Annotated in this window: 25 protein-coding genes; 4 read left to right on the forward strand and 21 right to left on the reverse strand. The window is 36.0% G+C overall.

The window, feature by feature from the left end:
- Positions 1-68: 68 nt before the first annotated feature.
- From IEV41_RS05450 to IEV41_RS05470, 5 genes are all read right to left on the reverse strand, one after another.
- Positions 69-200, reverse strand: coding sequence for an FbpB family small basic protein (locus IEV41_RS05450; RefSeq protein ID WP_188387403.1), 132 nt, complete (start codon positions 198-200; stop codon positions 69-71).
- Positions 201-340: 140 nt separating this feature from the next.
- A complete protein-coding gene (locus tag IEV41_RS05455) occupies positions 341-829 on the reverse strand; it encodes a peroxiredoxin family protein (protein ID WP_188387404.1) in 489 nt (162 codons plus the stop codon).
- A 109-nt stretch (positions 830-938) separates the two neighbouring features.
- Complete coding sequence (locus tag IEV41_RS05460; protein WP_188387405.1) at positions 939-1,547, reverse strand: hypothetical protein; 609 nt, start codon at positions 1,545-1,547, stop codon at positions 939-941.
- 255 nt (positions 1,548-1,802) lie between these two features.
- A complete protein-coding gene (gene acnA / locus IEV41_RS05465) occupies positions 1,803-4,526 on the reverse strand; it encodes an aconitate hydratase AcnA (protein WP_188387406.1) in 2,724 nt (907 codons plus the stop codon).
- A 370-nt stretch (positions 4,527-4,896) separates the two neighbouring features.
- Entirely contained in the window at positions 4,897-8,724 is a 3,828-nt protein-coding gene (locus tag IEV41_RS05470; protein WP_188387407.1) for a S8 family serine peptidase, read from the reverse strand.
- A gap of 270 nt (positions 8,725-8,994) precedes the next feature.
- Between IEV41_RS05470 and IEV41_RS05475 the strand changes: the two genes are divergently transcribed.
- Both IEV41_RS05475 and IEV41_RS05480 read left to right on the forward strand, forming a co-directional pair.
- Complete coding sequence (locus IEV41_RS05475) at positions 8,995-9,657, forward strand: phosphatase PAP2 family protein (protein ID WP_188387408.1); 663 nt, start codon at positions 8,995-8,997, stop codon at positions 9,655-9,657.
- Between the two features lie 100 nt (positions 9,658-9,757).
- The gene (locus IEV41_RS05480) at positions 9,758-11,077 is read left to right on the forward strand and encodes a Na+/H+ antiporter family protein (RefSeq protein WP_188387409.1); all 1,320 of its coding nucleotides are present in this window, start codon (positions 9,758-9,760) and stop codon (positions 11,075-11,077) included.
- Positions 11,078-11,094: 17 nt separating this feature from the next.
- Here IEV41_RS05480 and IEV41_RS05485 read toward each other — a convergent pair whose 3' ends face one another.
- The 7 genes from IEV41_RS05485 to IEV41_RS05515 form a co-directional block, all read right to left on the reverse strand.
- Positions 11,095-12,096 (reverse strand): DUF418 domain-containing protein, encoded by a 1,002-nt coding sequence (locus IEV41_RS05485; RefSeq protein WP_188387410.1) that lies wholly within the window; start codon positions 12,094-12,096, stop codon positions 11,095-11,097.
- Between the two features lie 206 nt (positions 12,097-12,302).
- Entirely contained in the window at positions 12,303-12,653 is a 351-nt protein-coding gene (locus IEV41_RS05490; protein WP_188387411.1) for a hypothetical protein, read from the reverse strand.
- Positions 12,654-12,811: 158 nt separating this feature from the next.
- On the reverse strand, positions 12,812-13,360 hold the full coding sequence (locus tag IEV41_RS05495) for a PepSY domain-containing protein (RefSeq protein ID WP_188387412.1): 549 nt from the start codon (positions 13,358-13,360) through the stop codon (positions 12,812-12,814).
- 119 nt (positions 13,361-13,479) lie between these two features.
- Positions 13,480-14,634 carry a DUF418 domain-containing protein gene (locus tag IEV41_RS05500; protein ID WP_188387413.1) on the reverse strand — a complete coding sequence of 385 codons (1,155 nt, stop codon included), beginning with the start codon at positions 14,632-14,634 and terminating at the stop codon, positions 13,480-13,482.
- A 108-nt stretch (positions 14,635-14,742) separates the two neighbouring features.
- Positions 14,743-15,684: a methyl-accepting chemotaxis protein gene (locus IEV41_RS05505; RefSeq protein WP_188387414.1), complete on the reverse strand. Its 942-nt coding sequence runs from the start codon at positions 15,682-15,684 to the stop codon at positions 14,743-14,745.
- Between the two features lie 213 nt (positions 15,685-15,897).
- Positions 15,898-16,578 carry a trimeric intracellular cation channel family protein gene (locus IEV41_RS05510; RefSeq protein WP_188387415.1) on the reverse strand — a complete coding sequence of 227 codons (681 nt, stop codon included), beginning with the start codon at positions 16,576-16,578 and terminating at the stop codon, positions 15,898-15,900.
- Positions 16,579-16,800: 222 nt separating this feature from the next.
- Positions 16,801-16,986 carry a cold-shock protein gene (locus IEV41_RS05515; RefSeq protein WP_188387416.1) on the reverse strand — a complete coding sequence of 62 codons (186 nt, stop codon included), beginning with the start codon at positions 16,984-16,986 and terminating at the stop codon, positions 16,801-16,803.
- 351 nt (positions 16,987-17,337) lie between these two features.
- Here IEV41_RS05515 and IEV41_RS05520 point away from each other — a divergent pair, with 351 nt between their 5' ends.
- Together IEV41_RS05520 and IEV41_RS05525 are read left to right on the forward strand one after the other, a co-directional pair.
- The gene (locus IEV41_RS05520) at positions 17,338-18,714 is read left to right on the forward strand and encodes an MATE family efflux transporter (protein ID WP_229722152.1); all 1,377 of its coding nucleotides are present in this window, start codon (positions 17,338-17,340) and stop codon (positions 18,712-18,714) included.
- 24 nt (positions 18,715-18,738) lie between these two features.
- On the forward strand, positions 18,739-19,161 hold the full coding sequence (locus tag IEV41_RS05525; RefSeq protein WP_188387417.1) for an NUDIX hydrolase: 423 nt from the start codon (positions 18,739-18,741) through the stop codon (positions 19,159-19,161).
- On the opposite strand, the gene IEV41_RS05530 is transcribed toward IEV41_RS05525, so the two are convergent.
- The 9 genes from IEV41_RS05530 to IEV41_RS05570 form a co-directional block, all read right to left on the reverse strand.
- Positions 19,158-19,613 (reverse strand): GNAT family N-acetyltransferase, encoded by a 456-nt coding sequence (locus IEV41_RS05530; protein ID WP_188387418.1) that lies wholly within the window; start codon positions 19,611-19,613, stop codon positions 19,158-19,160. The genes IEV41_RS05525 and IEV41_RS05530 overlap by 4 nt on opposite strands.
- A 24-nt stretch (positions 19,614-19,637) precedes the next feature.
- Positions 19,638-20,297 (reverse strand): DNA alkylation repair protein, encoded by a 660-nt coding sequence (locus IEV41_RS05535; RefSeq protein WP_188387419.1) that lies wholly within the window; start codon positions 20,295-20,297, stop codon positions 19,638-19,640.
- 3 nt (positions 20,298-20,300) lie between these two features.
- Positions 20,301-21,050, reverse strand: a complete 750-nt coding sequence (locus tag IEV41_RS05540; protein ID WP_188387420.1) for an NAD-dependent protein deacylase — start codon at positions 21,048-21,050, stop codon at positions 20,301-20,303.
- 111 nt (positions 21,051-21,161) lie between these two features.
- On the reverse strand, positions 21,162-21,758 hold the full coding sequence (locus tag IEV41_RS05545; RefSeq protein WP_188387421.1) for a dienelactone hydrolase family protein: 597 nt from the start codon (positions 21,756-21,758) through the stop codon (positions 21,162-21,164).
- A 12-nt stretch (positions 21,759-21,770) separates the two neighbouring features.
- Complete coding sequence (locus tag IEV41_RS05550) at positions 21,771-22,646, reverse strand: protein kinase family protein (RefSeq protein WP_188387422.1); 876 nt, start codon at positions 22,644-22,646, stop codon at positions 21,771-21,773.
- Position 22,647: 1 nt separating this feature from the next.
- Positions 22,648-23,196, reverse strand: coding sequence for a GNAT family N-acetyltransferase (locus IEV41_RS05555; protein WP_188387423.1), 549 nt, complete (start codon positions 23,194-23,196; stop codon positions 22,648-22,650).
- Between the two features lie 3 nt (positions 23,197-23,199).
- Positions 23,200-23,658: a tRNA (N6-threonylcarbamoyladenosine(37)-N6)-methyltransferase TrmO gene (gene tsaA, locus IEV41_RS05560; RefSeq protein ID WP_188387424.1), complete on the reverse strand. Its 459-nt coding sequence runs from the start codon at positions 23,656-23,658 to the stop codon at positions 23,200-23,202.
- 12 nt (positions 23,659-23,670) lie between these two features.
- Entirely contained in the window at positions 23,671-24,642 is a 972-nt protein-coding gene (locus tag IEV41_RS05565) for an HD domain-containing protein (RefSeq protein ID WP_188387425.1), read from the reverse strand.
- Between the two features lie 131 nt (positions 24,643-24,773).
- A complete protein-coding gene (locus IEV41_RS05570; RefSeq protein WP_188387426.1) occupies positions 24,774-25,796 on the reverse strand; it encodes a PTS sugar transporter subunit IIC in 1,023 nt (340 codons plus the stop codon).
- Between the last annotated feature and the right edge of the window lie 320 nt (positions 25,797-26,116).

Raw genomic sequence — 26,116 nt, forward strand, 5'->3', positions numbered from 1 at the left:
TGTACTTCCCTACTTTCCATTTAGAATTCCGTCTTATTATGGAGCATTTTACTATTTTTATGTACAGCTTATCCGTATTTCTTCTCGTGACGAATTTCAAGGCGCTCTTCAATACGATTTAACGCCTCTCTATCACTTAATAACATTTTCTTATTTTCATTCACTAAATCTTGAAATGATTTTCTGCCAATCTTCCTCATTGTATGAATCCTCCTTGTTGTGTAACTTCCCAAAACAGTCTGTAAGTAGACAGTTTTCTTATAAATTTAGTATGTACATAATAAAAGGAATTTTATACATTTTTCAAAAAAAGAGATAGAACTCTTCAATTTGAAAAATTCTATCTCATTTGATGAACGATATTATATAATTGCTCACTGGACAACGGGCCAATTTGTTTATGGACAATATCACCATTTGGATTAATAAAAAATGTCGTCGGGATAGTTAGAACACGATAGCTATTACTAACCTCACCTTTCATATCGATTAATACAGGAAATGTCATGTTATATTGTGTAACGAAGCTTTTCATCTTCTCTACGTCAGCCGCTCTTTCCATCGGACTAACAGTTAATAAAACAAAATTCTCTTCTCTTTCTTCATAGAACTTCTGCAAAACTGGAATTTCTTCCTTACACGGCGGACACCAATGCGCCCAAAAGTTCACGATAACATTTTTCCCACGGTAATCAGACAACTGTATCGACTTTCCCTCTATCGTCTTTAATTCAAAGTCTTGTGCAGATTGTACCCCCGCATAGATTGATGCGTTAGGTATCGTCAATAATACGAAAACCATAGAGACACAAAAAAGAACCTTCCTCATTTATTCACCTTCTTTCTCATTCACTTATTTTTTGTTTTGTTTTTATATTTATACATTTATTACGGTATATGAAATTACGAGAACCCATACAAAAAGAGACAGATCGCAATTACATATCTCTGTCCCTTATATATGTTCTAGCACTAAATTCTTTCGTTTCCCCATCCCTATGAATGATAATATGTGGACTTTGGCTTTGCATACTATCATAATTCAGCTCCGACTTACTCACCGTCGCTTCTAAATGATAGGTCTCTCTTGCTAATGAAGATATTACTATTTCTTTATCTTTAAACGTCCAATTTTTCGTTTCCGTTCCTGGACCTACAAGCGTGACATTGAAACGCATTTCTTTCTTACTACGATTCACAAATGTTAATGTACACTCGACTTTTTTCATCTCTCTTTGTTTCTTTTCATACTCATCGGCGTCACGAATAGAACAATGACTATCTCCTCCACTATATTCAACAACTCTCAAATCATCGTAAAAAGAAAGATAATAATTCTTCCCAATATTCAACACAGATACAACAATCCAACCACTAATGAACGTATATGCAAACATACGTAAAAATGAATATGTTCGTTTCCCGTATTTATTCATACCAACCCAAGCTATAATAATAAAAAATAATCCAATAAAAACAGTATAGTGCCAACCTGTCTCGGCATTCATTCCATCAGACCAAGGTGATATTCCAATAACGCGTAGCACATAGTCTCCTAAAATAAAACCATTCGATAATGTAGCCGTAAATGATAAAGCTACAATTAGTAGTAAAACTGCTAACCATTACAATGTTCGTGAACTCATCTCTTTCTACCCTCTACTACATTCATTCATTAAAATATATGTACCACCTTTTTGCACTATTAATAACTCATACCTACAATAAAACAAAAAAAGCAAGCAAAGAATTGTCTTCTTTACTCGCCCTTTTCTTCTTAATATTGTTGTAGAGAGAAGCGGTTACTTCGTCACTTTTGATTCTTTCACTTTATCACGTAATACCATTTGTAAGATACCACCGTGACGGTAGTAGTCGATTTCTACTTCACTATCAAAACGAGCTACTACTTGGAATTTCGTTTCTTTTCCTTCTGGTGAAATTGCAGTTACATTTAGTATGCTACGTGGTTGAACATTTTCATCGATTTCGACTGTAAATGACTCATTACCGATTAACCCTAAAGTCGCTGCACCTTCGCCGTCTTTGAATTGAAGTGGTAATACACCCATCATTACTAAGTTACTGCGGTGAATACGCTCGTAACTTTCCGCAATAACAGCTTTAATACCTAATAAATTCGTTCCTTTTGCAGCCCAGTCACGAGAACTTCCCATTCCGTAATCTTTGCCTGCGATAATCATTAGCCCTGTTCCATCTTGTTTGTAACGTAATGATGCATCGTAGATAGACATTACGTCGCCTGTTGGCCAGTAAGTTGTGTAGCCACCTTCTGTTCCTGGAGCAACTTGGTTACGAATACGAATATTCGCGAACGTACCTCTCATCATTACTTCATGGTTACCACGACGAGAACCGTAGGAGTTGAAGTCTTTTTGTTCTACACCTTTTTGTAATAAGAATTGCCCTGCTGGTGCAATCTTTGCGATTGATCCTGCTGGTGAAATATGGTCAGTTGTTACCGAATCACCAAATTTCCCTACTACACGTAATGACTGTAATGATGCGATTTCATTTAACTCATCTGATAAGTTTTCGAAATACGGTGGGTTTTGGATGTAAGTAGACTCATCATCCCATACGTATAACGGCTCAGATGTTGTTTTGATTTCGTTCCAACGCTCGTTATCGTCGAATACACGATCATATTCTTTCTTGAATAATTCAGGCGTTACTACTGCCTTAATTATATCATTTACCTCTTCTGTTGAAGGCCAAATGTCTTTTAAGAATACTTGATTACCGTCTTTATCTACACCGATTGAATCGTTCTGTAAATCAATGTTTACAGTACCCGCTAACGCATATGCAACTACTAATGGCGGTGATGCTAAGTAGTTTGCCTTTACTAATGGGTGAATACGTCCTTCAAAGTTACGGTTACCAGAAAGAACCGCAGATACAAGTAAGTCATTGCTTGCGATGCCTTCTTCAATTTCATCTGCTAATGGTCCAGAGTTACCTATACACGTTGTACAGCCGTAACCTACTATGTTAAAGCCAATTTGGTCCAAATACGGTAATAAGCCAGCATCTGTTAAGTAACCCGTTACTACTTTTGAACCTGGAGCTAACGATGTTTTTACGAATTTCGGCACTTGAAGACCTTTTTCAACAGCTTTTTTCGCTACAAGTCCTGCGCCTAGCATAACGTACGGATTTGATGTATTCGTACAGCTTGTAATTGCAGCAATTGCGATATCACCTGTTTTCATCGTTACTGTGTCTCCATCTTGTAACGAAATAGCGGCTTCTTTCGCTAATACATCTTCACTTAAGCCGAAGCCTTGATGCCCTTCTGGTGCAACAATTGCCTTATGGAATGCATCTTGCATGTTTGAAAGCGGAATTAAATCTTGTGGACGCTTCGGCCCAGAAAGATTCGCTTCAATTGTGCTTAAATCAATTTCTAATGTATCTGTGAAGATTGGATCAAGTCCTTCTCCTGTATAGAATAAGTCATTTGCTTTGCAGTATGCTTCTACTAATTGAACTTGATCTTCATCTCTACCAGTTAAACGCATATACTCTAACGCGTTATCATCAACTGGGAAGAATCCACAAGTTGCACCGTACTCAGGTGCCATGTTCGAGATTGTTGCACGGTCAGATAAAGACATGCTCTTCATTCCCGGACCGTAGAACTCTACAAACTTGTTAACTACACCTTTTTTACGTAATTCTTGCGTTACTTTTAATGCAATATCTGTAGCTGTTGTACCATTCGGTAATGTGCCTACTAATTTCACACCAATTACTTCTGGCACAGGGAAATAAGATGGTTGTCCTAACATACCCGCTTCTGCTTCGATACCACCAACTCCCCATCCTAGTACACCAATGCCGTTAATCATTGTTGTATGAGAGTCTGTACCTACTAACGTATCTGGATATGCTAAATACTCGCCATCTTTCTCTACGCTATGTACTACATTTGCCAAATACTCTAAGTTCACTTGGTGAACAATGCCCGTTGCTGGTGGAACTGCACGATAATTATCGAATGCTTTTTGTGCCCAACTTAAAAACTTATAACGTTCTTCATTTCGCTCAAACTCTAAGTCCATGTTGAAAAGTAATGCATCTGCTGTACCCGCTTTGTCTACTTGTACAGAGTGGTCGATAACTAGATCAACTGGAATTTCAGGGTTGATTTTGTCTGGGTTCCCTCCAAGCTCTGCCATAGCTTTACGCATAGAAGCCAAATCAACTACTGCAGGAACTCCTGTGAAGTCTTGAAGAATAACACGTGATGGTTTAAATGGAACATCGATATCTTGTAATGCTGCTGTACCCCATTTCGCTAAATTCTCTACGTGCTCTTTCTTGATTACACGACCGTCCTCTTGACGTAAGACAGATTCAAGTAAGACTTTGATTGAATAAGGCAAACGTGAAACATTTCCAATCCCTAAATCTTCAAGCGTTTTTAATCGGTAATAATGATACGTCTTTCCATTAAGTTCAAATGAATTACGTGCTGAAAAAACATTGTTGTTACCCATTCATATACCCCCTCGATGAATATGATTGGTCTTGAATTGTTAGAATTCACAAACTTTTCAATACCTTATGACTTTATATTATTACAGTTATCAGAATATGTAAATAATTATACCTCAATCCTTTTTCCAGACTGCTTTTGACCGTTCTTTTGCATAATAATTATGCTTTTTTGTATACTACGATTGTAAAATAGTACACAAAGAAGGTCAAATAAATAGGACGTAAAAAAGTATAATTAAGAATATGCAAAATAACAGGTGAATGACACAAAGTTTTTAAATAGATGACTAGTAGAAAGAAAGCAACAGACACGAAAAATCAAAAACAATAAGAACACAGAAGGATATCCCCTCTGTGTTCTTCTACTATTTAACCCTCACGTGTAATTTTGATTACTTGCTTCGTCTCATTGCCCGCAAGGTCTGTTACTACTAACTCAAATACATTCTCACCTGGCTCAAGAAGTAGCTCAACGCCTTTCACTGTCTTCTTGAATCCTTTCATTTCGTAAGAGTCTTTCATTTTATTCGAGAACTCTTCACTACCATTTACTAGGAAGCGAATTTCTGGGAAATTGTCTTCAATTGTAACATCAACCTTCACAGATGCTTGATTCTTCTTCACTTTTGTTGGATACTTTGAAACTGCTAATTTAGCAGGTGTTGTATCTACGAAGAATTTACGTTCAAATGCAAGCTCATTTCCTTCTTTATCAACTGAAGAAACTGGCACACTATGGAAACCATCTTCAAATGTTAATAAATGAGTGAAGGAGAATAACTTTCCAGAAGCGTCTGCTTTTAACGGAACATCTTTCCCTGCAATCTTAAACGCTTGGATACCAGAAGCATCTCCAGTCGTTCCAGTAAACTGAATATCCTTCTTTTTGTGAATACTCATTGCCTCTGGTGTTACTAAATCCAAAGTCGGTGCTACTGTTTCTGATTTCGCTCTTGCTACACCAGTTCCAGCATTACCTGCATAGTCAAAACCAACAACAACTACTTGTGCCCCTTGCGGCACTGCATCTTTCAATTCATATACAGTTGTGCTGCTATCAATAAATGTTGGTTTTCCAATTGGCTCACCATTCTTATCTACGTACACAATTGCATAATGACTTAGACCAACACCAGCATCTGCGCTGTTAATTAATACTTTATTATTCTCAACAACAGCTTTCACATCTGGTGCCACTGTATCTACTGCTACAGGGAAGTTAAATGTTTGTTCTTCCTCGTTTGCATTTAATTTACCTTTCACTTGAATGAAATATTTGCCATCTGCAGCGATTTTATTATTAACTTTTCCATCCCAAGAAAGGATAGAGTTGTAGTAATATTTTTTTCCTCGACCGCCATCATAATAGTTCTTTGTAAATAATTCATCTGAGCGAATCTTTCTCACAACTTTTCCTGACTCATCCGTAATTGCAACAGATAATTTTTCTGCATTACGTAAGAATGTTAACACTGGTGTAACAGAATCTGCCTTACCATCTCCGTTTGGAGAAATCGCTACTTTATCCTTTTTTAATTCTTTCGTAACAGGGTTTTGTCCTAAATATGTGCCAGCATCGTCTACTAAACCAGAAACATTGTAGAACGACTTGTCATCATATACCGTACCATCTAATAAAGGTGCTTTACCCCAATCTCCTTTAAAACCTAAGAACGGGATGTGCAATGATGGTTGCTCTTCTTGGTTAGGCGTTTCTAGTGTTACAAAGCCTTCTACAAAGTAACCATTTTCAAATACTGATTCTGGAGATACCCCACCGGATAATGTCGCTGGATCTAGAACTTTCGCTTTCGAAATATCAACTGTTACGTTAAATGTTTTCGTTTTGCCAGGTGCTACAGTGACAGTCTTAGGCGCATTTACTTTTGCACCTTGCAATGCTTGGGACTCTAACGTCATACGATTCACACCGCTCTTGTCTGTTGCTACTAAATCTGTTTGCACATTTCCTTTTACATTATACGTTAATTCTTTGTCACCAAAGTTCTTCACTGCTAATTTAAACGTTGCTTTATTACCGTTTATTTCTTGCAGTGATACTTTTGCCTCATTTGTTTTGCTATCTACAAGAATAGCTGGTGTCGTTACTGCTGAGTGAAGTTGCATAATACCACTTCCACCACGGCGAGGTGATACATAATTTGTTAAACCTAATTGTTTGTTATACGGACCTTGTTCCTTAACAAATGCCGATGTGTTCATCAACAGGTTCTTCGTCATTAACACTCTATCTTTACCAGTAAGCTTAAACTGCTTGTCCACTCTTTCTAATACAAGTGCTGATCCACCCGCTACGTGTGGAGCTGCCATCGATGTACCACTCATCGTTCCGTACTTATCTTCATTTAATGTAGAGTAAATTTTCCCACCTGGAGCTGTAATTTCTGGTTTGAAATCTAATGTAGATGTTACGCCCCATGATGTGAAAGCAGACATTTGTCCACTTGTTGCATTCGCAGATGATACTTTTGTGCCATCAAAATTAACAGCTACTTTCTTCCCTGCTACTAAGCTATCTTTTAACGCATTACCATCTTTAATACTTGTTGATACAACTGGAATTTGTGGGTTAGATAATGACATACGTGTGTAATCACCATGATCTACACGTGGGCGAATAATAATACCCGCTGCCCCTTTTTCTTCTGCTTTCTTCTGAATTTCAGAATAGTTCGGATTCGCAGCTTCACGAAGTACTAACACGTATTTCCCTTTTACATCTTTATCTTTGTAAGCGGATTCAGATCCGTCACCTGCATATACAACATCAAATGATTTATCCTTTCCTGCTGCTGTTGCACTTGGTCCATCTTGTGATTGGAAGGCAAATTTCGTTGCTTCTCCGCCATCAAGCTTAATACTCATACTATCTAACTGAATATGCGTGTTCTCAATAGAAGCTACTTGCAGAGAATCAGCCGCTACGCCTGGTGCACCTACTAGGCCGAAGTCTGGGTTAGATGCAAGCGGATTCGCATGACCATTTCCATAATGCGCTGAGTTTCCAGCTGAAATAGACATTAATACACCGTTATTTACTGCATTATTAACCGCTTCCGTTTCAGGATCTCCATCGTATACAAATCCTGCCGGTGATCCTAAACTCATATTAACAACATCCGCACCTAATTTAATTGCGTCGTCAATCGCTTTAATGTAAATATCTCCAAATGTAGAACCATAATTCGGATCGTTACTAAATACTTTCAGTGCTAGTAACTGTGCTTCTGGTGCAACCCCTTTAAGGCCACCTTTTGATTCATCACCATTTGCACCAACTGTACCAGCTACGTGTTGTCCGTGCATGGAAGCACCAGTCCCCACGTCTCGTACCTCACTATTTTTATCAAAATAGTTATATCCGTAAGGTACTTTATTTGTGTAGAATTTTCCTTTTAAGCCATTTTGCTTAATAAGAGACTCTACTTTATCTTGTGAGAGTTCAGATTTTGATGGTGATGTTAACTGCATATCTTTGTGAGTATAATCGATACCAGAATCAATTACACCAACTGTTAACCCTTCTCCCTTATATCCATAATCTCCCCATGTACGTTGAGACTGTACCATCTCATTACTTGTTACCATATCCGGTTTCACTTCTGGACGCTTATATTCATTTACAATATGTACAGAGGCTACTTCTGGAATCTTTTTCAAGTCTTCAACGTCACCAAATTTAACTTGTCCACTAAAACCGTTATAGATTGTTTGGAATTCTTCTTTGTAATCAACTTTAATCCCTTCGGCCTTGATTTTCTCTTTTACAGTTTGTTGCTTTGTTTTAATTTTAGCGATAATCTCATCTTTTTTTGTTTTTGGAACAGCTGAATACTGTATTCCCTCTGTCTTTACTTGCTCAATTGCTGGCGCTTCTTCCAACTTAATAACAACACGTACTTCTTCTGTTGGGTCTTTTGTAACTTCCGCCTTCTCCATACCTGGAGGAATAAGCTTGTTAATATCAAACTTCTGCTCTGTTTTTGTCTCTTTTTGCTTATTCGCTTCAATTTTCGCTTTAATTTGATCTCTGATATCAAATCCATTTGCCGGCTTGGTGAGCCCTGATACCGGATTTTTCGTTTCAGCAAATGCTGGTACTGTCGTTGTAGTTACCAATAATGGTACAGCTGCCGCTATCGCTATAATAGCCTTTTTATTCCCCTTTTTTTTCATAATTAGCCCCTTCCCCCACCTTTGTAATTTTATCACCAGTGCTTTATTGAGAACAAAAAACTCAAAAAAATCATATTATGACAATACACGTCTCATCCTGCGCTGGGATATTTCGAATATAACATTTGTTCAGAAAATTGTAAATATTTAAATTATAGTGCTATTTATCTATTTTTTTTGACGAAACAGTAAGAAGTTTATCATTGTTTTTCTTTGCATATCGTCATATAATAACGGTTATTGTAATAATCTTGTAAAAGTAGGTGAAAAATGATGAATTTTATAAAGAGATACGTAATTCCATCAAGCCTTATGCTACTGTTCTTATCCTTAAGTCCGTTATATGACATGCTAAACAAACATAATCAAGAGCAAGCATTTCATATTATGATTTCACTGGATGCAACAATTCCATATATAAAAGAATTTATTATTCCTTATTTAATATGGTTTCCGTTTCTATTAATATGTTTCTTCTACTTTCTATTAAAAGATTTGCGAACATATTATATAACAATGGTTAGCGTTATCCTTGGTAAACTAGTTTGCTTCCTGGTTTATTATTTCTTTCAAACAACTATTACTCGACCTGTCATAAGTGATACAGATGTATTCTCATCTCTTGTTACGTATATTTATAACTTAGATGATCCGTTCAATTGTTTTCCGTCTATACACGTACTTACTAGCGCTGTGATGATTATCGCTATTCATCAAAGTTCTATTAAACGTATAACGAACATTCTTATCATTGATACGACAGCAATTCTTATCATTCTATCTACTATATTTGTAAAACAACACGCTATTTTAGATGTCGTTGCTGGTTTACTTTTAAGCGTAATTATTTCCGCTACACTTGCTCGTAGTATCAATAAATCTTTCCATCAAGATGTTGTGATACTGGACAAGCAAAACGTAAAAGCCTCATAAGATTATTCGCTGATTTTTGCGAATAATCTTTTTATTTACAACACTTTGGCTCCTTTATTATAATGATAGAATAATTTTTCAATTAAGAGGAGTAATTAGTATGAATGCTATTGTAGTCGCAATCTTTACGATGCTTGCCTTGAGCCTCCTACGAGTACACGTCGTTGTTTCCTTATTAGTAGGTGCAATTATTGGTGGACTCGTCGGTGGACTTGGACTGCATCAAACAGTAGAGATTTTCACTCAAAACGTCGGTTCAAATGCGAATATTGCACTGAACTATGCATTACTCGGTAGCTTCGCTGTTTGTTTATCAAAAACAGCTCTACCAGATGCGCTTATCCAAGGTGCATTAAAAGTAGTTAAAAAAGATGGGGATTCAAAAAAGAAGGCATATTCAAAAGTACTACTCGTATTAGTTATTTTATTTGTATCGTGCTCTTCACAAAACTTAATACCAATTCATATCGCATTCATCCCTATTTTCATTCCACCATTACTCAAAGTATTGAATGAACTAGAAGTTGATCGTCGTCTAATCGCTGTTGTAATCACATTTGGACTTGTAACACCATATATGTGGGTACCAGCTGGATTCGGGAAGATATTCCATGATATTATTCAAACGAACTTACGAGAGAACGGAATGCTTATTACAAGCCAATCTATCGTAGAGGCGATGACAATTCCATCATTAGGAATGATTGTTGGTCTATGTGTTGCAGCTTTCATTACATATCGAAAGCCCCGTCAGTACAAAGACAATCAAGAAATGAAAGATAAACCAGCAGAAGTAACCTACTCAAAATTAAACGTTGTATTTGCAACCCTATCTGTTATTACAACAGTCGTTGCGCAACTGTTAACAGATTCGATGATTTTCGGAGCACTATCCGGTGTAATTATCTTAATTATCACTGGTTGTGTGAAATTCTCAGAAGCAGACAAAACAATTACAGATGGTATGAGGATGATGTCATTCATCGGATTTGTTATGTTATCTGCAGCTGGATTCTCTGCTGTATTAAGAGAAACAGGTCATATTGAATCGTTAGTAACAAGTAGCACTGCCATTATCGGCGACAATAAAATTCTTGCTGCTACACTTATGCTAATTATTGGGTTATTAATTACGTTAGGTATCGGTTCTTCTTTCTCTACGATTCCAATTATTGCAGCTGTATTCGTTCCACTATGCATGCAACTTGGTTTCAGCGAATTAGCAACCATTGCCTTAATTGGGACAGCAGGAGCATTAGGAGATGCTGGATCGCCAGCTTCTGATAGTACATTAGGACCTACTGCTGGACTAAACGTAGACGGGCAGCATAATCACATTTGGGATACATGTGTACCTACTTTCCTGCACTATAATATTCCACTCATTATTTTCGGTGTAATTGCAGCAATTACACTATAAAAAAACGTCTGTCATCTTTATGACAGACGTTTTTTTGCTGATGTTGATGTATATGTATACCAATTCCATATCCATTCTACCGGTCCAGATATATAATATTTCAACCAAACTATACTAAAAATCATTTGAATAACAGTAATAGACAACACAAGTAAAATGGTAATAATAGTCGCCATCGGTTGTGTGAAGGCTGGCATGATTCGTGCAATTAAAATAATAAGGATACTTTGAATAATATAATTTGTTAACGATAACCTTCCATATGTAGCTAGTATATTTACATACCTTCTACGAAACCAAAAAAATAAAGCCATTATATACAACATAGACATATATAACGTTGTAAACTCTACAAAATTATTTTCATAGCGTATAAGGGTCCCTTTTTGATAATACATAAGTGCTAAGCCTAGACCACAAATAGTAACGATAACACTACAACTAGCTATAATTAACAATTTCTTTCTATATATTTCAACCTTACTCACTACATCCAGTCTAGCAACATAATATCCTAGTAACATCATTGTAAAAACAACAAGACAATAATGAATAAAAAATGACTTTTCCATGAATAGAATAACTATCATATCAAGCATGAATAGCATTATTATCACCACTCCAATTGTACCAATTGTCTTATCAAAGACAAAAGTGAGTATATAACCAATGACTACATATAACATTAAAATCGGTGCAATATGTGGATTAATAGCATACATAACAAACCCAATCGGAAATAAAATAGCTAATCGTTTTCTATATAGTTTCTTATCATCTGTGTTATTTCTCCTTGCGTTCATGATGAAAAGAAAAGACCCATATCCAAATAAGAAAGAGAAGATTGCAACAAATTTTGTATCGATAAATAATACAATAAATAACCGCATATATGAATCTATACTAGCGATATCAATTGTTGCAGCGTGAAACAAAATCGAATGTGATACTAATATGCCAATTAAAGCTACTCCTCTAATCATATCTAATGAGGGTATCCTTTTTCTATTTACTTGCACGGTAATATCCCCCTTCCTACATTCCACATTTTCCTCTTATTATCATACAAAAAAAGGATTGGTTTAACCAATCCTTTTTCTTTCATCCTATTCATATTTATTATTCGGTTCCTCATCAAAGGATAAGATATTTGCATATAGATATAAGGTATTTTCTGACGTGCACGGAACACAGTCAATCTTCACAAAATCCCTCTTATAGACTATTATTTTTCTACATTAGAAAAGTCTGGACCTGGATGAAGATATGCAACTTCGACTTTGCGCTTTACACCATCGATACTAATATAACCTGTTCCAACTGCTAATCCTTTCACATAAAATCCATTCTCTGCCGGAATAATATCGTATACTGTTCCATATCCACTTGCAGGTTTTACATCATTACCTTCAAAGAATATAGGTGTTCCTACAAATAGTTTAATAGGTAATTTCTCTACACTTTGATCAGAAACTACTTGATGTTGGTTCGTATTTTCTACTACAGGTGATGCTTGTGCGACTCCAGTTAAACTCCCTAACACAATAACAGCTGCCAGAATGCTAGTTTTCTTCATCGAAAAACACTCCTTATATGTAATATTTTTTGGAACAACAGAATTATTATATCATGTCTTTTTTATTATTTTGAATATTTTAGTGAAATTAACATTTAACAAGGTGTACATTCATTCACAAAAAACTGTGCATACGATGCACAGATTTTTTCTTTCTCTTATTCTTGTTTTGACTGCACGATATTCCCAGTAGTTGTGTCAATTTCATATTCATACTTTATGTTGCCTTTTACAACTTTTACTTCATATGTATTCATATTGTTATCCAGATCTAATTCTGTTTTCAATACATATCCACCACCAGATTGTTGTAGTGCAATCTCTTCCGTCTTTTCCTTTGTAATTGTTAGTGCTTTAGGCGGAACTTGAGGGGTTACTACTTGCCCGTCCGTTTTATCGGACATCACTTTTCCTGTTGAACCGTTAACTATTAATTTTCGTTTCTCTGATCCAACAATAAGGTCCACTTCATATGTTGATGTCGTTTCTACTTCAATATCAGTTACCTTCCCTTTATATTTCTCCTCAATCTCTTTGACGATTTCTTCTTTCGTCATCATCTTTACTGTTTCATTTACAGCTGTATTCCCTTCTGCCTCTAAGGGCTTTGTACTATTGTTTATCGATTGATTATCTTGACACCCACTCCAAATAAAAATAGAACAACATGTGATAAGAAAGAACATACGATATTTTTTCTTTTGCATGACTTTACTCCTTTTCAATAATAATACATACACATATCATTATTAACCACTATTAGGGAGAATATAATAATACTTTGTAGCTACAAAAAAGCACATTAATCGTTGTATCTCGTAAACGATTAATGTGCTTCTCTTATATTTCTACTACCTTTTCTTTTTTTCATCTGCTGTACTTTTCCATATGTTCCAGTTCTCCATAACCATTCTAATGGGCCGAATCGATAACGGCTAAGCCACCATTTACTTATGCATATTTGCACAATATAGACGAAGGCAACGATGCCAGCTTGTACCATAAGTGACATATTTCCTGTTTGCTTCAATAGGCCTGACAATAACACAACACCAACCAATGTGTGCATCATGTAATTTGTAAGTGCCATTTGTCCTACATAACCGAAATAACGTAACCACTTTGCTTTCGCTAACATAATTGTTGTTACATAAAAGACCGCTAATGCCTTACCACTTAAAAGAATCCACGCATAATAATTTTTTGATACATATATATCGTTACTTAAAAAACCATTAATAATCGGGATAGAGAACACTATTCCAATTGCAAGAGAAACTAATTGCCATTTTCGTATAGTCGTTCTATAATTCTCCACATTAGAAAAAATACTCTTCTTCCCAATATAGAAGCCAAATAAGAAGAGTGCTAATATTTCTGGTAAAAGTAGCAATTCCCCTAACAATCTCTCCCCAAAAAGCTCACTCGCTCGAACTTGAGCCCACTTAGTCCAATCAACAAAATAATGTGGCTGTTGTGGAAACTTGTCCATTATTACCGAAGCGTACTGCATTAAAGCAAGACCAAATGTATGAGCTATAATAAAGAATGTAATAGTCCATCGTTTAATCGTATTTATTTCACAACGATAAAAGAGAAGTAAAAAGAGTCCTCCCATTGCATACGTGTGCAAAATGTCTCCCCTCCATAAGAAAACACAATGAATAACACCAAAAACAAATAAGAAGAAAATCCTCTTTCCAAAAAGTACATTATAGCGTAGCCCTTTCGCTTCCGCGCGGCTCATAAAAATATAAAAACCTAATCCAAATAAAAATGAAAAAATTGTATAAAACTTTGTTTGAACGAATAAATCATAGAAAAATCTAACGTACTTATCTGGACCACTCCAATTATGTACATGATAAGCTGAATTACCGAGCATATCAGGAATATTCACAAGGAATATCCCTAATATAGCAATACCACGAATAATATCCAATGTACGTATACGTTCTTGTTGCAAAATAGAACTATTCATTTTTCCCCTCCATACGAATGGGCCACTCTACTAATCGTATAATCTATTTTTCAGCAATAAAATAAAACGTATACACTAGTTCATTTCTTGTTTTGCTGGCTCCAAAAATTATACATTCGTTACTTTCTGCAGACTATGCTGTAACTTCATATCTACATCTTCCGATTCTTCCACATGATGACGAATCACTTCATCTGCTTTGTCAAATACTCGTTCTGTTTCTTTAAATTTATTAATTGCTTCTTCATTGCAAACTTCTTGCTCTTTCATCGAGCGAAGAACTACTTCTACATCCGCTTTCAAATTATTCGTCATATGTAAAATCATTTCAATTTTTGCATTTGTATCCGCACTCATCTCAACACCTTCATATACAAGTGCGATATTATCTTTCGTATTATCGTAAGCCCTTTCAATCTCTTCTTGAATTTTCTTCGTCAAGTTACCAATATTCTTTGTACTTTCTGCTGTACTTTCTGCTAATTTACGTACTTCGTTCGCAACAACAGCAAAACCTTTTCCATGTTCACCAGCACGTGCTGCCTCAATACTTGCATTTAATGCTAAAAGGTTCGTTTGTGCCGCAATATTGTTAATCACTTCAACAATTTGCTCAATTTCTTTCGAACGTTCACTTAAATTATTCATACTAACAGATGTTTCTTGAGACTGTTCTCCTAGCTTATTAATCATCACTAATAATTTATAAACAGCATCTTTTCCTTCTGTCGAAGACTTCGCCATCTCTTCGGCAGAGTGAATGAGCGTTTGGCCTTTTGTCATCATTTCATTCGTTAGATCTCTCGACGTGTGCGTTGTTTCACTTACTTTGTTAAAGCAAGTATTTAACTCTCCTAATAATGTACCTAAAGTGCCATGCTGACCATTTACTACCTCGTGTTGATTAATCGTAGCAACTAATTCTTGATAGAGAGCTTTCGAAAATTCACTTTTCTCTCTTTCTTTCTCTATTAATTGCTGTTCTAACTCTTCAATTCTAGCTTGTAATACGTTGATTTCATCTACGTTGTCCGTTTTTTTCCAAAACATGTTCATTACCTCGCTATCAATTAATAACTTTATTAAATAAAATTTACCTAGTTAAAATATACCAAAATAAAAGACTGATAACTAGCTTTTTTCGTTATATTAATTATGTTTAGAAAACAAACGCTTCCAAAACACTTTTTAATTTATTAAATAACAGAAAAAAACCTTCCAATTATTCCTCTAACCGCGAAGAAGAATGATGGAAGGACCCTTTTATATTTTATTCGACTTACGTATTATTGTTGTTTCCTTGCTATGTAGACGGAATTTCACATGTTTTGGTGAAATTTTGGTTTTAATGACTGGAAAGTTTAAATTATACCAAACAGATATGATACGGATCATAAAAGTTACCGTTAAGCAAATATATAACGAAATGATTTGTGGAACATAATCATACGTTACGTACAAACTAGCTGCTCCAATTATTGCAGCAATCGCATAAATTTCTTTTCGGAAGACGAATGGTATTTCTTTCGAACAAACATCTCGTAATACCCCGCCCCCAATACCTGTAATTAATCCCATTGAAATTACAATAAAAGGTTTATCCATACCAATTTCAATTGCAGCACTGGCTCCAACAGCAGTAAATACCCCCAGTCCAACTGCATCTGAAATCAAAATAACAGCACGTAACTGATCTGTATGATGATAGAATACCCATGCAAATAACGCGGCTGCTAAACCAGTAAAGAAATAAGACGGTTCAATGAATGCAATTGGTGGAATACGCCCGATTAACAAATCACGTATAATACCTCCACCTAATGATGTAAGGACAGCTAGACATATAACACCAAATAAATCTAATTGTTTTTTAATGCCTATTAACGCTCCTGAAATACTTGCTGCTATAATTCCAATAAATACAAAAATAGTAATAAGCGTCATCTGTCTTCTCCTTCTTCCTTTGTTGTTGAAATTAATGTACAGTAAATGGATGCGCTTTGACAACTATTATTTTCAACTTTCTAATATGTAATCGATTCCAATTTATAAAAAAGGAAAATAAGCATGAATCATCTTACTTTTCCCTATATTAAAAACAAGGGAGAGAACCCATTATAATTAATAAGCTCTCTCCCTTGTTTAATTAAAAATACAACGCTCTTCTTATATTTTGTATAACAAGCGCTCGCCACTCTTCATTGATTCTCCACATAAAGGACAAGCTGGCTCTTCTGCAAAAGAAAAGTCTTTACGCATCCATCCTAAACAATCATCTGATTCACATTCCCAAACTGCAATATTCTCTCTCTCTGCTTCTGGTTGTGAAGGATCTTTCTTATTTCGATACATTCGTACCACTCCTTTTATGTGAGACATACGTACTACAGCATTTCCAGATAATAAAAAGTTGTTAACGTTCTTTAGTTAACAACTTTTATTATCTATACCGATATTAAACGAAGTAAACGCAATTGCTGTTTCTATTTTTCACAAATACTCCCTTTATTATACGATAAAAGTCTAGTTTTTGCAAAAAACGATTTTTTCAAGCGATTTCCTTTGTAATTAATCATTATCACTTAGCCGTTATATAATGATTAAATATTTTAATAGTACATAAGATTAATTTCTTGAATTTATGCAATCAAAAGACGTAATATAAGATAAAAAAGAATATATAGATGAAGGGAGAAAATACGTGTGGGGAGTGCTGCAACAAAAGCTCAAGTTCCATTAACAGAAGGACCGATAGGCAAGACATTATTTTTCTTTGCGATGCCTGTCTTGCTAGGAAACATTATGCAATCATTGAACGGATCCATTAACTCCATTTGGGTCGGTAAATTCCTTGGTGAAAGTGCCTTGGCTGCAACTTCAAATACAAATAACATTATGTTTTTTCTCTTAAGTACGATTTTCGGGATCGGAATGGCTTCTAGTATTCTCGTTGCACAAAATGTTGGTGCACAAGACTTGAAACAAGCAAAGAAAGTAGTTGGAACAAGTGCAACATTCTTTCTTATCTTATCCTTACTTATTACAGCCTTAGGTATTATTTTCTCCTCAGACATTATGCGCTTTATGCAAACACCGGATAGTGTTTTACCGCTAGCAACAATATATGCAAATATTATGTTTCTAGGTATACCATTTACGTATGCGTATAGCTTCATCATGACAATTCTTCGCGGTTCTGGTGATTCAAAAACACCATTTTATTTCTTAATAATCTGCGTCATACTAGATATTATCCTAAATCCTATTCTGATTTTTGGTTTTGGGCCAATTCCAAATATGGGTATTGCAGGCTCTGCTTTATCAACTGTTATTGCACAGTTCATTACATTAATATGCCTCGTTGTATTCTTATATAAGAAACAATACTTCCTACGTATTACGAAAGCAGAATTTCATTTATTGAAACTAGATCTCCCTATTGTCCGTGCTCTTGTCTTTAAAGGTATACCAATGGGGCTACAAATGATTGTCGTATCATCTAGTGGACTCGCATTAATAAGTCTTATTAATTCTTATGGTGCTGAAGCAACTGCTGCATACGGGGCTGCTGCACAACTATCTAACTACGTACTAATGCCTGCAATGGCAATAGGTGCCGCTGTTTCTTCTATGGCAGCACAAAATATCGGGGCTAACAAATGGGACCGTGTACATAAGACAACGATGACAGGAATTTTCTTTAATTTCTCACTTACGGGCTTCTTAGTTATTATCATTCATCTCTTTAACCGAGAGGCATTGTCGTTATTCCTTCCAAGTGACAGTCATGCTATTACAATTGGGATGGAGATTAATAACATTACATTATGGGGATTTATCTTATTTGGAATTACTTTTGTTCTTTCAGGTGTGATGCGGTCAGCTGGCTCTGTTACAGCACCTCTCGTTATTACGTTCACAGCCTTGTGGGTTATTAGAACTCCCGCTGCTTATATACTTGGAAATATGTATGGAATTGACGCTATATGGTGGAGCTTTCCAATAGGATTCATCACTGCTGTTATTCTTTCGCTCCTCTACTACCGATTCGGTAATTGGAAAAAAGCAAAAATGATGTGAATCGATAAATAGGAGGGTGCAGAAATGAAAAAATGGTATGGGGCTGCAGGACTCTGTATAAATGAACACGATGAAATTCTAATGGTCCTACAAGGTGCAGAAAACGAAGAAAAGAGATGGAGTATTCCATCTGGTGGCAAAGAGGACGGGGAATCATTTGAAGAATGCTGTATCCGTGAATTAAAAGAAGAAACTGGTTTAAATGTTACAATTGTAAAGCCTTTGCATATTAAGAAAGGAAACACATTCGGGATTGATGTGGAAGTACATTATTTTGAAGTTACAGTCACTGGCGGTACAATTTGTATTCAAGATCCCGACAACTTAATATATGAAGTCGCTTGGAAAAATGCAGACGCAATTGCTACTCTCAATCTTTCTTTTCCTGAAGACGCTGATTATTTATTAAATTTTATCAACACGAACAAAAGTGCTCAGAGTATTTAACACTGAGCACTTTTGTTATTTAACTCCCAATTTATCATCGTGTCTGTTAACGACGTTCGTTTCATTCCTAGTTTTTCTAACACACGAATGGATCCTATATTATCATGTAATGTTTCAGCAATTACTCTATCTACTTCTGATGTTTGAAACGCCCAATCGACAAGAGTAGTTACAGCCTCGGTTGCATAGCCTCTATTCCAATATTCCTCAAGAAAACCATACCCTACTTCGACAATTTTGTTCGCATCTGGCTTTCCTTTAAATCCAATATCACCAATTATTCTGTTGGATTCCTTCTCTACAACGAACCAGATCCCCCAACCTACTAGTGTTTCATCAACTTCTAATTGTTGAAGATAATATAAGATATGTGGACCATTATCATAACCATCATGGCATGCATGTTCTTTCGTACAAGCAATGATATATAACCTATTCGTTTCTAGGTGCATCTACATCCTCCTTTTGTATCTCAATCAAGGCGTTACATGCTTCAATGCTTCCCGTTTGCTTAATGGTGCTAACTTATTATTTGCTACAAACTGAACGACTTGCAAAGCGTCTGTTTTTGCATATTCTCGCAGTGCCCAACCAATTGCTTTCTGAATAAAAAATTCTTTCGAGTGAGCGTGTATATTAATATAAGAGAATAGTCGATTTACATCTGTATTACGTTTAAACTTCAATTGAAACAAAATAGCAGTACGATTTAGCCACATATTGTCACTCTTAATCCACTTCGCCGTATATGTTTCTATTAAATGTGGATATCTCTCAAGATGAACACCCACAATACGTGTAGCAATCATATCCACTGTATCCCACCATGATTTCGATATGATTAATTTCTCATAGAAGTCCATTGCATTTTCATCAGCTTTCTTCACATGCTTTTCCATTAATGCTAATGCAATATATTGATACTCACGCTCTTCCAAATTCCATATCTCTTCAATAATATCAAGCGAAGGAACTCCATAGTCTTTTATAAATGTGCGAAGGAGCATATTACGTTCCGGTGTTCGTATACCTAAAAATGAAAAATGATTTTTCATATATTTGGCCATCGGAATAGCATTCTCTTCATTTCGATATTGTTCCACATATTTCTGTAATTTCTCTGTATAGTGCTGCATAAGCTATTCCTCTCCACCTTTTATCATAGCATTGACAAAATTACCAATCGTTGTATAACAAACCTCATCAAAATGAATATCCATCTTCGTCTGTTCTTTATTTACAAGAACTACAGGAATTCGCATACGATTTTTAGCATAAAGTGGTAACTGATTTGCTGGGTATACTTCGAGGCTCGTACCCATGACAATAAATAAATCACACGTTTCAATGCTTTGAAGTGCTTCTTCAAATCCCGGTAGTACATCACCAAACAACACAACGTTTGGTTTTAATACTGTTTGTGTATGCTCCTTATCTTCACAAACTGGGGTATCCATTTTATTTAAATATTCCATCTCATATTCTCGCCTACATAGCGGACAATGTGCCTTTTGAATATCACCGTGCAAAGCCACGATATGCTTAGACCCACTTTGTTGATGTAACCCATCAATATTTTGAGTAATTACTGTCACACGTCTATTGATTGTCTCAAGAGAAGCAATCCATTCATGCCCTCTATTCGGCCTATATTGGCTAAATACTTCAAGTTGAAATAATTCCTTATAAAAACGCCAAAAATCAATCGGGTCTTTCTGAAAATAATAGGTCGATAAGTAATATGTAATATCTTCTTCTCGGTCATATAATCCTCCTTTCGAACGAAAATCAGGAATACCACTTTCTGTACTCATTCCCGCCCCCGTCAAAAAGACAACATGACCACTTTTACTTACTAATTTCTTTACTTTATCATATGATTCTTTCATCATACACCCGCCTATTTCTATTACTTACTTCTCTAACTTAGTGTAAGTATACTACAAACAATCGTGACTTCCTCTACTCTATTTGTAAAATTTTTTCGACTACATTTTCGGCTAACAACTTTCTAAAAATGCTTTCATTTTCTCAAGAGCTATACTCGCACTTCCTTCGTGATAACAAGGAGAATACGAGTCGGCAAATCCGTGCTTCCCCTCTAATTGAAGCGGATATACACCTTCTTTTTCCGAAAGATTGTGTATCAGTTCTTGAACAGAAAAAGAAGGTTCTTCACTAGGAAGAAGTAATAGAGTATTACAAGCCGGTTCAATAGATAAATAGTTACGGATACGCGAACCGTAGAAACCCACGATTACATCGCACAACGGATGTGTACTACAAAGCCATGCAACCGTTGCCCCAACACTAAATCCAATGATAGCAATAAATTCATACTTGTGCGCAACTCCTCGTACTAGTTCATCCACCTGACGTGCACAATCCTCAAACGAACATGTAGTCATAAAATGACAATATGCAACCTCTTCTGCCTCATAAGAAAAGATTTGATTAACAGCAAGAAAGTTAGGACAAATCACATCATACGATTGCTGAACAAACTGCTCTGCCACCGACTTTATATGATCATTAATTCCATAAATCTCATGCAAGACAATAACTAGTTTCTTCTGATTGTTTATATACGATAACATGTTCACTCCCCGTTACGTAAAATAAGTAGGATGATTCATCCACTGTTGAATTGGTACCCTTCCTTGCACTCGTAAAAGACGATACAAATACCGATATACAGCTCTTACTTGTGAAAGGTTCGGTAACTCTAGTATCGAAGAATATCCTTCTTGAAATGCACGTGCACTTCTTTCATCAAGTAAATATTCTAATGCAACAAAGTCTAACTCTCGCGGTGCAATTGCATATGCTTCTGTATCTACTAATCCACTTATTTGATTTCCCATTAGTAAAAATTGTGTAGGGTCCATATCCACTAATATGAGATTACTAGCTACAGGTGACAATAATCCCTTAGCAATTCGTTCAAGCTCAGGCAAATAAGATGCTATCTCTCGATCATCTCTATAAAAATGAGCGACTAATTTCCTCATTACTGTGCACATATGTTCATGAAAAGTATCTAATGGTTGCTGAAAATCGCCTTGAACATCCCCAATATAAGAGAATGTTTTCCGATGAATATGTGCTAACCCTTCTCCAAATGAATACAATGCTTCACATGATAATTCTTTAAAATCACAAATTGTTTCGCCAGCAAGTTTCTCAACAACTACTACTTCTTTATTATTTATAAAGCCTTTATGTAACACACGAGGTACAGGAATAACACTTGTACTACGTAACATATTATGTATGGATTCAAGCTTGTATACATTTCTAGGATCTATCCCAAACAAAAGATTATTCCCCCACCAAAATTCATTATCAAGTTGTGCAATGGAAGAAGAACGAACGATATATTCTCCTCCTTCCGTTTCTACAAGCGTAACGCTACTGGCATGTCCATCATAACCTGGATGCAATGATATGGTACGTATAATAGACTCTTTGAATAGTGATTGCACCTTACACCCGCTCCGCTTTCACCATTTCTTTTCTTGCTTCCCACTCCTCGCGCAACATCCCCATTCGAATTGAGTCATAACGCTTACCATTGTATTCACGGCAATGACGCATTCTTCCTTCTACCTGCATACCGACTTTCTCCGCTACTACCATCATTCGCTCATTTCCAGACCATGTCGTCAGACCGATACGCGGAATATCTTTTGTACTCATTATATAATCCACCCATAAGCGCAGCGCTTCTGTACCATATCCTCCGTTCCAATAAGCAGAATTATAAATCCCAATACCGACCTCTAACCATTTGGATGGCTCGTGCTCCCAGTAATACGTCACAATACCGATTATTTCTCCATTAGCTTCAATAATAATTTTGTCTTCCCTATGCTCTTTTTGAAATGTTTCAAAGTCTTTATGGGGTAATGGAAAATACGGCGCATCCCATTTTTTCCATTCTGGATTTTCCACACCATAAATTAACTCCCACAGCGCATGTAATTCTTCTATTTCTATTTTTCTAAGCGTGACTTTTTCACCGATAACCTTCATATTTTACCCCCAATAATTTTTCATAATATCGTGTGTCCAAGTGGGTTGCGTTACCTCGCCTTTTGGCAAAAATTCTTTCATTACAGGCTTCATATCGATAACAGGTGTCCCGTTAACCGCATCTAATCCTTGTACAATTATGTTACGCCCCTCGAGACGAATAACCTTTACTGTTGTCACTCCTAATTTGTTTGGACGGTTTTTTCCTCGCTGTGCAAAAATGCCTACAAGAGGATGGTTCGGGTTATTTCGTGGACGTCTTGCTTTCGTCTGGATTTGTTCATCTTCTACTTGATCCATATAGAAAATAACATCAAGATGAGAGAACTCTTCTATCCCTTGAATACTTTCCTCGCTAAACTCGTCCGTTAACTCGACTTCAGATATCATGTCACCCCAGTTGTCATCAATCACTTCATCTCGATTATTCCGTACATATGCAATAGGTTTTAGTTGAAACATCATATTTCCCCCTTAATTTTTAGTACGTACTTTCACAAATGTTCCTTTTTCTGACTTGATAAGTGCCTCTTCGTTCCATGACTGAACCTTTATTGATAGATGTGACACAGGAGCTAATGTTTCATTATGATATACGAGTGGATCAATAAGGCGAATCTTTTTCGCCACATGAAGGTCATACTTATGTTCATTTTCTTCTACTTCTTGATGAATCATCTGTAATAAAGTAAGAACCTCTTTATTTTCACTACTACGTAACATATGTAGAACTTGTTCATCCTCTAGTAAAAAGTCATCCACTACTAAAATGTTATGCTCCATTGCTCGTTGAATAACCTTCGTCATAACTTCATTCACATATATATTTAATGGATGTAAGAAGTAATCAATTACTTCACGGTAATATGTCTGAACGAACCATTCTGATTGTTCAATAGATGTAACAGCTATTTGGCCCTCTACAACAACCAGACTATCTAAAAAGCTAGTTGCCCGTTGCACCTTAATCTCCTCACTTCGTGCTAAATCTCGTAATGTATAGTCAATTCGGTCTGCACACAATAAAGGCAATGGTTGTTCAAGCAATCCCCATTCTTGCTCATATAAGAGATGCTTATAATTGTATCCGTATTTCTCAAGTATTTTAGGAATACTCGATTGCTCAATTACTTGTTCATAAATAGATTCATGATAGTCTTCTTGTTCATGCTTCAGTACGTAATCAATAACATGTGAAAATGCAGTATGTGACACGTCATGTAATAGCCCAGCTATTTGTTCTTCTATACTTCCACCTAACTTCCTAATTAACAGCATTACTCCGATAGAATGTTCATAACGGGTCACATCCCAGAGCGGATTTACTAAATAACAAGCACCCCCTTGATGAATGTTTTTTAATCGTTGTATAGGTGGCGATTGTATTACTTCTCCTAGTACGTTTTCTACGTCAAATTTTCCATATAACGGGTCATATATCTTCATATTCTCTCCCCTTATTCGACTTGTCTCACTATTATCTTACAACAAAATTCTATTATTTTTAAATTTTCAAATTAAAAATCAATGATAAAAGGCAGATTCTTTTATATCGAATCTGCCTTTTGTTCTTACTTCTATTTATTTTCACCACGGATTTCCGCTACATTGTGCACTTTATAATTTCTAAATACATACACCGCAATATAACCTACAATAATGCCGACTATCGAACAAAGAATAGCCGCAATTGTCACCTGTATCGGATCATTAAATCCATACATAACAAGTAATCCTGGCACTGGAGATGCTGTTCCTGGTGCATTATTTACAAATCCGAACATCGCTACAATTACACCTGCCAATGCACCTCCAACGAAGTTTGTACTATAGATTGGTAGTGGATTTGCCGATACTAAATCTGCTTGTGTTAATGGTTCAATTGCCACAGCAATATTCTCACGCTTTGTTCCAATGTTTAACTTCTTAAATAGTAAGAAGTTCATGAACGAAGACGCAATAAGTGCCAGTGCACCAATCGCCATCGGTAATCCTGTTAATCCTAGCATCGCTGTTAACGCCATTGAGCTCAGTGGTGATGTTGAGATAACAGTAATTAGGCCTCCTAAAGCTAATCCCATAATAACCGGGCTTTCATTCGTTGCTAACGTAATGATTTCTCCAATCGTACCTAACGTGGCATTTACAAGAGGGTCTGTCGTTACAGCAACAAGTCGTGCTAACGGAGCTACCACAACAATACAAACAATTAAGTCTAATCCTTCTGGAATACGTTTCTCGATTTCTTTCACAACAAATGACATAATATATCCTGCGAAGAATCCTGGTAAGATTCCCATCCCACCACACGATAAACCAATCAAGACAGCGTATACTGGTGATACACCTAATGCTAATGGAACAAGTATAGCAGCCGCTACACCAGGTAAACTACCTGCTGCTACACCAACTTCCCTTAATAGTTCAATTTGTAACATATCTCCGCCAATATAGCGTTGAAAAGCTTCTACTAAAAAGCTAGCAATTGCAGCACTAGCTAATCCGCCCATTGCTTTCATTCCATACGGTGCTCGATAACTAAATAACGTAAATAGGGCTAAAACAAGTAATAATAGGGCGATTCCTTTTAAAATCGTCATGATGTGACTACTCCTTGCTGTTTATTTCAAATTACACTGCTCTTTTTATGAAGTAAGACTTCTTACTTCATAAAAAGAAAAGATAAATTCGCTCTGTGCACGTTACTAAGAAAGACTTCTTCTTTCCTAGCTGTACACTACGTTTTTCTTATTTTACACGAAATATGACAAAAGTCTAGGTGATTTGATGCGATATACTACATACCACAAAATAGATAAATCCCCCTCTATTTTATAAACTAGAGAGGGATTCTTTTTAATTGGTTACTTCTAATATTCTTGCTAGTTTCGCACTCACTGTTCTTCTTTCTTTTCGTTTT

Source organism: Priestia taiwanensis (genome assembly GCF_014638355.1).
Classification (GTDB): domain Bacteria; phylum Bacillota; class Bacilli; order Bacillales; family Bacillaceae_G; genus Priestia_D; species Priestia_D taiwanensis.

What these genes read in the sequence shown, in the direction of transcription:
- IEV41_RS05535 (WP_188387419.1), bottom strand. Translation starts at nt 20,297, where the DNA reads ATGCAGCACTATACAGAGAAATTACAGAAATATGTGGAACAATATCGA.
- IEV41_RS05545 (WP_188387421.1), bottom strand. Translation starts at nt 21,758, where the DNA reads ATGTTATCGTATATAAACAATCAGAAGAAACTAGTTATTGTCTTGCAT.
- IEV41_RS05500 (WP_188387413.1), bottom strand. Translation starts at nt 14,634, where the DNA reads ATGAATAGTTCTATTTTGCAACAAGAACGTATACGTACATTGGATATT.
- IEV41_RS05530 (WP_188387418.1), bottom strand. Translation starts at nt 19,613, where the DNA reads ATGCACCTAGAAACGAATAGGTTATATATCATTGCTTGTACGAAAGAA.
- IEV41_RS05555 (WP_188387423.1), bottom strand. Translation starts at nt 23,196, where the DNA reads ATGAAGGTTATCGGTGAAAAAGTCACGCTTAGAAAAATAGAAATAGAA.
- IEV41_RS05525 (WP_188387417.1), top strand. Translation starts at nt 18,739, where the DNA reads ATGAAAAAATGGTATGGGGCTGCAGGACTCTGTATAAATGAACACGAT.
- IEV41_RS05515 (WP_188387416.1), bottom strand. Translation starts at nt 16,986, where the DNA reads ATGTATCGAAATAAGAAAGATCCTTCACAACCAGAAGCAGAGAGAGAG.
- IEV41_RS05450 (WP_188387403.1), bottom strand. Translation starts at nt 200, where the DNA reads ATGAGGAAGATTGGCAGAAAATCATTTCAAGATTTAGTGAATGAAAAT.
- IEV41_RS05510 (WP_188387415.1), bottom strand. Translation starts at nt 16,578, where the DNA reads ATGACGCTTATTACTATTTTTGTATTTATTGGAATTATAGCAGCAAGT.
- IEV41_RS05505 (WP_188387414.1), bottom strand. Translation starts at nt 15,684, where the DNA reads ATGTTTTGGAAAAAAACGGACAACGTAGATGAAATCAACGTATTACAA.
- IEV41_RS05455 (WP_188387404.1), bottom strand. Translation starts at nt 829, where the DNA reads ATGAGGAAGGTTCTTTTTTGTGTCTCTATGGTTTTCGTATTATTGACG.
- IEV41_RS05565 (WP_188387425.1), bottom strand. Translation starts at nt 24,642, where the DNA reads ATGAAGATATATGACCCGTTATATGGAAAATTTGACGTAGAAAACGTA.
- acnA (WP_188387406.1), bottom strand. Translation starts at nt 4,526, where the DNA reads ATGGGTAACAACAATGTTTTTTCAGCACGTAATTCATTTGAACTTAAT.
- IEV41_RS05495 (WP_188387412.1), bottom strand. Translation starts at nt 13,360, where the DNA reads ATGCAAAAGAAAAAATATCGTATGTTCTTTCTTATCACATGTTGTTCT.
- IEV41_RS05540 (WP_188387420.1), bottom strand. Translation starts at nt 21,050, where the DNA reads ATGAAAGAATCATATGATAAAGTAAAGAAATTAGTAAGTAAAAGTGGT.
- IEV41_RS05570 (WP_188387426.1), bottom strand. Translation starts at nt 25,796, where the DNA reads ATGACGATTTTAAAAGGAATCGCCCTATTATTACTTGTTTTAGCCCTA.
- IEV41_RS05475 (WP_188387408.1), top strand. Translation starts at nt 8,995, where the DNA reads ATGATGAATTTTATAAAGAGATACGTAATTCCATCAAGCCTTATGCTA.
- IEV41_RS05480 (WP_188387409.1), top strand. Translation starts at nt 9,758, where the DNA reads ATGAATGCTATTGTAGTCGCAATCTTTACGATGCTTGCCTTGAGCCTC.
- tsaA (WP_188387424.1), bottom strand. Translation starts at nt 23,658, where the DNA reads ATGTTTCAACTAAAACCTATTGCATATGTACGGAATAATCGAGATGAA.
- IEV41_RS05470 (WP_188387407.1), bottom strand. Translation starts at nt 8,724, where the DNA reads ATGAAAAAAAAGGGGAATAAAAAGGCTATTATAGCGATAGCGGCAGCT.
- IEV41_RS05490 (WP_188387411.1), bottom strand. Translation starts at nt 12,653, where the DNA reads ATGAAGAAAACTAGCATTCTGGCAGCTGTTATTGTGTTAGGGAGTTTA.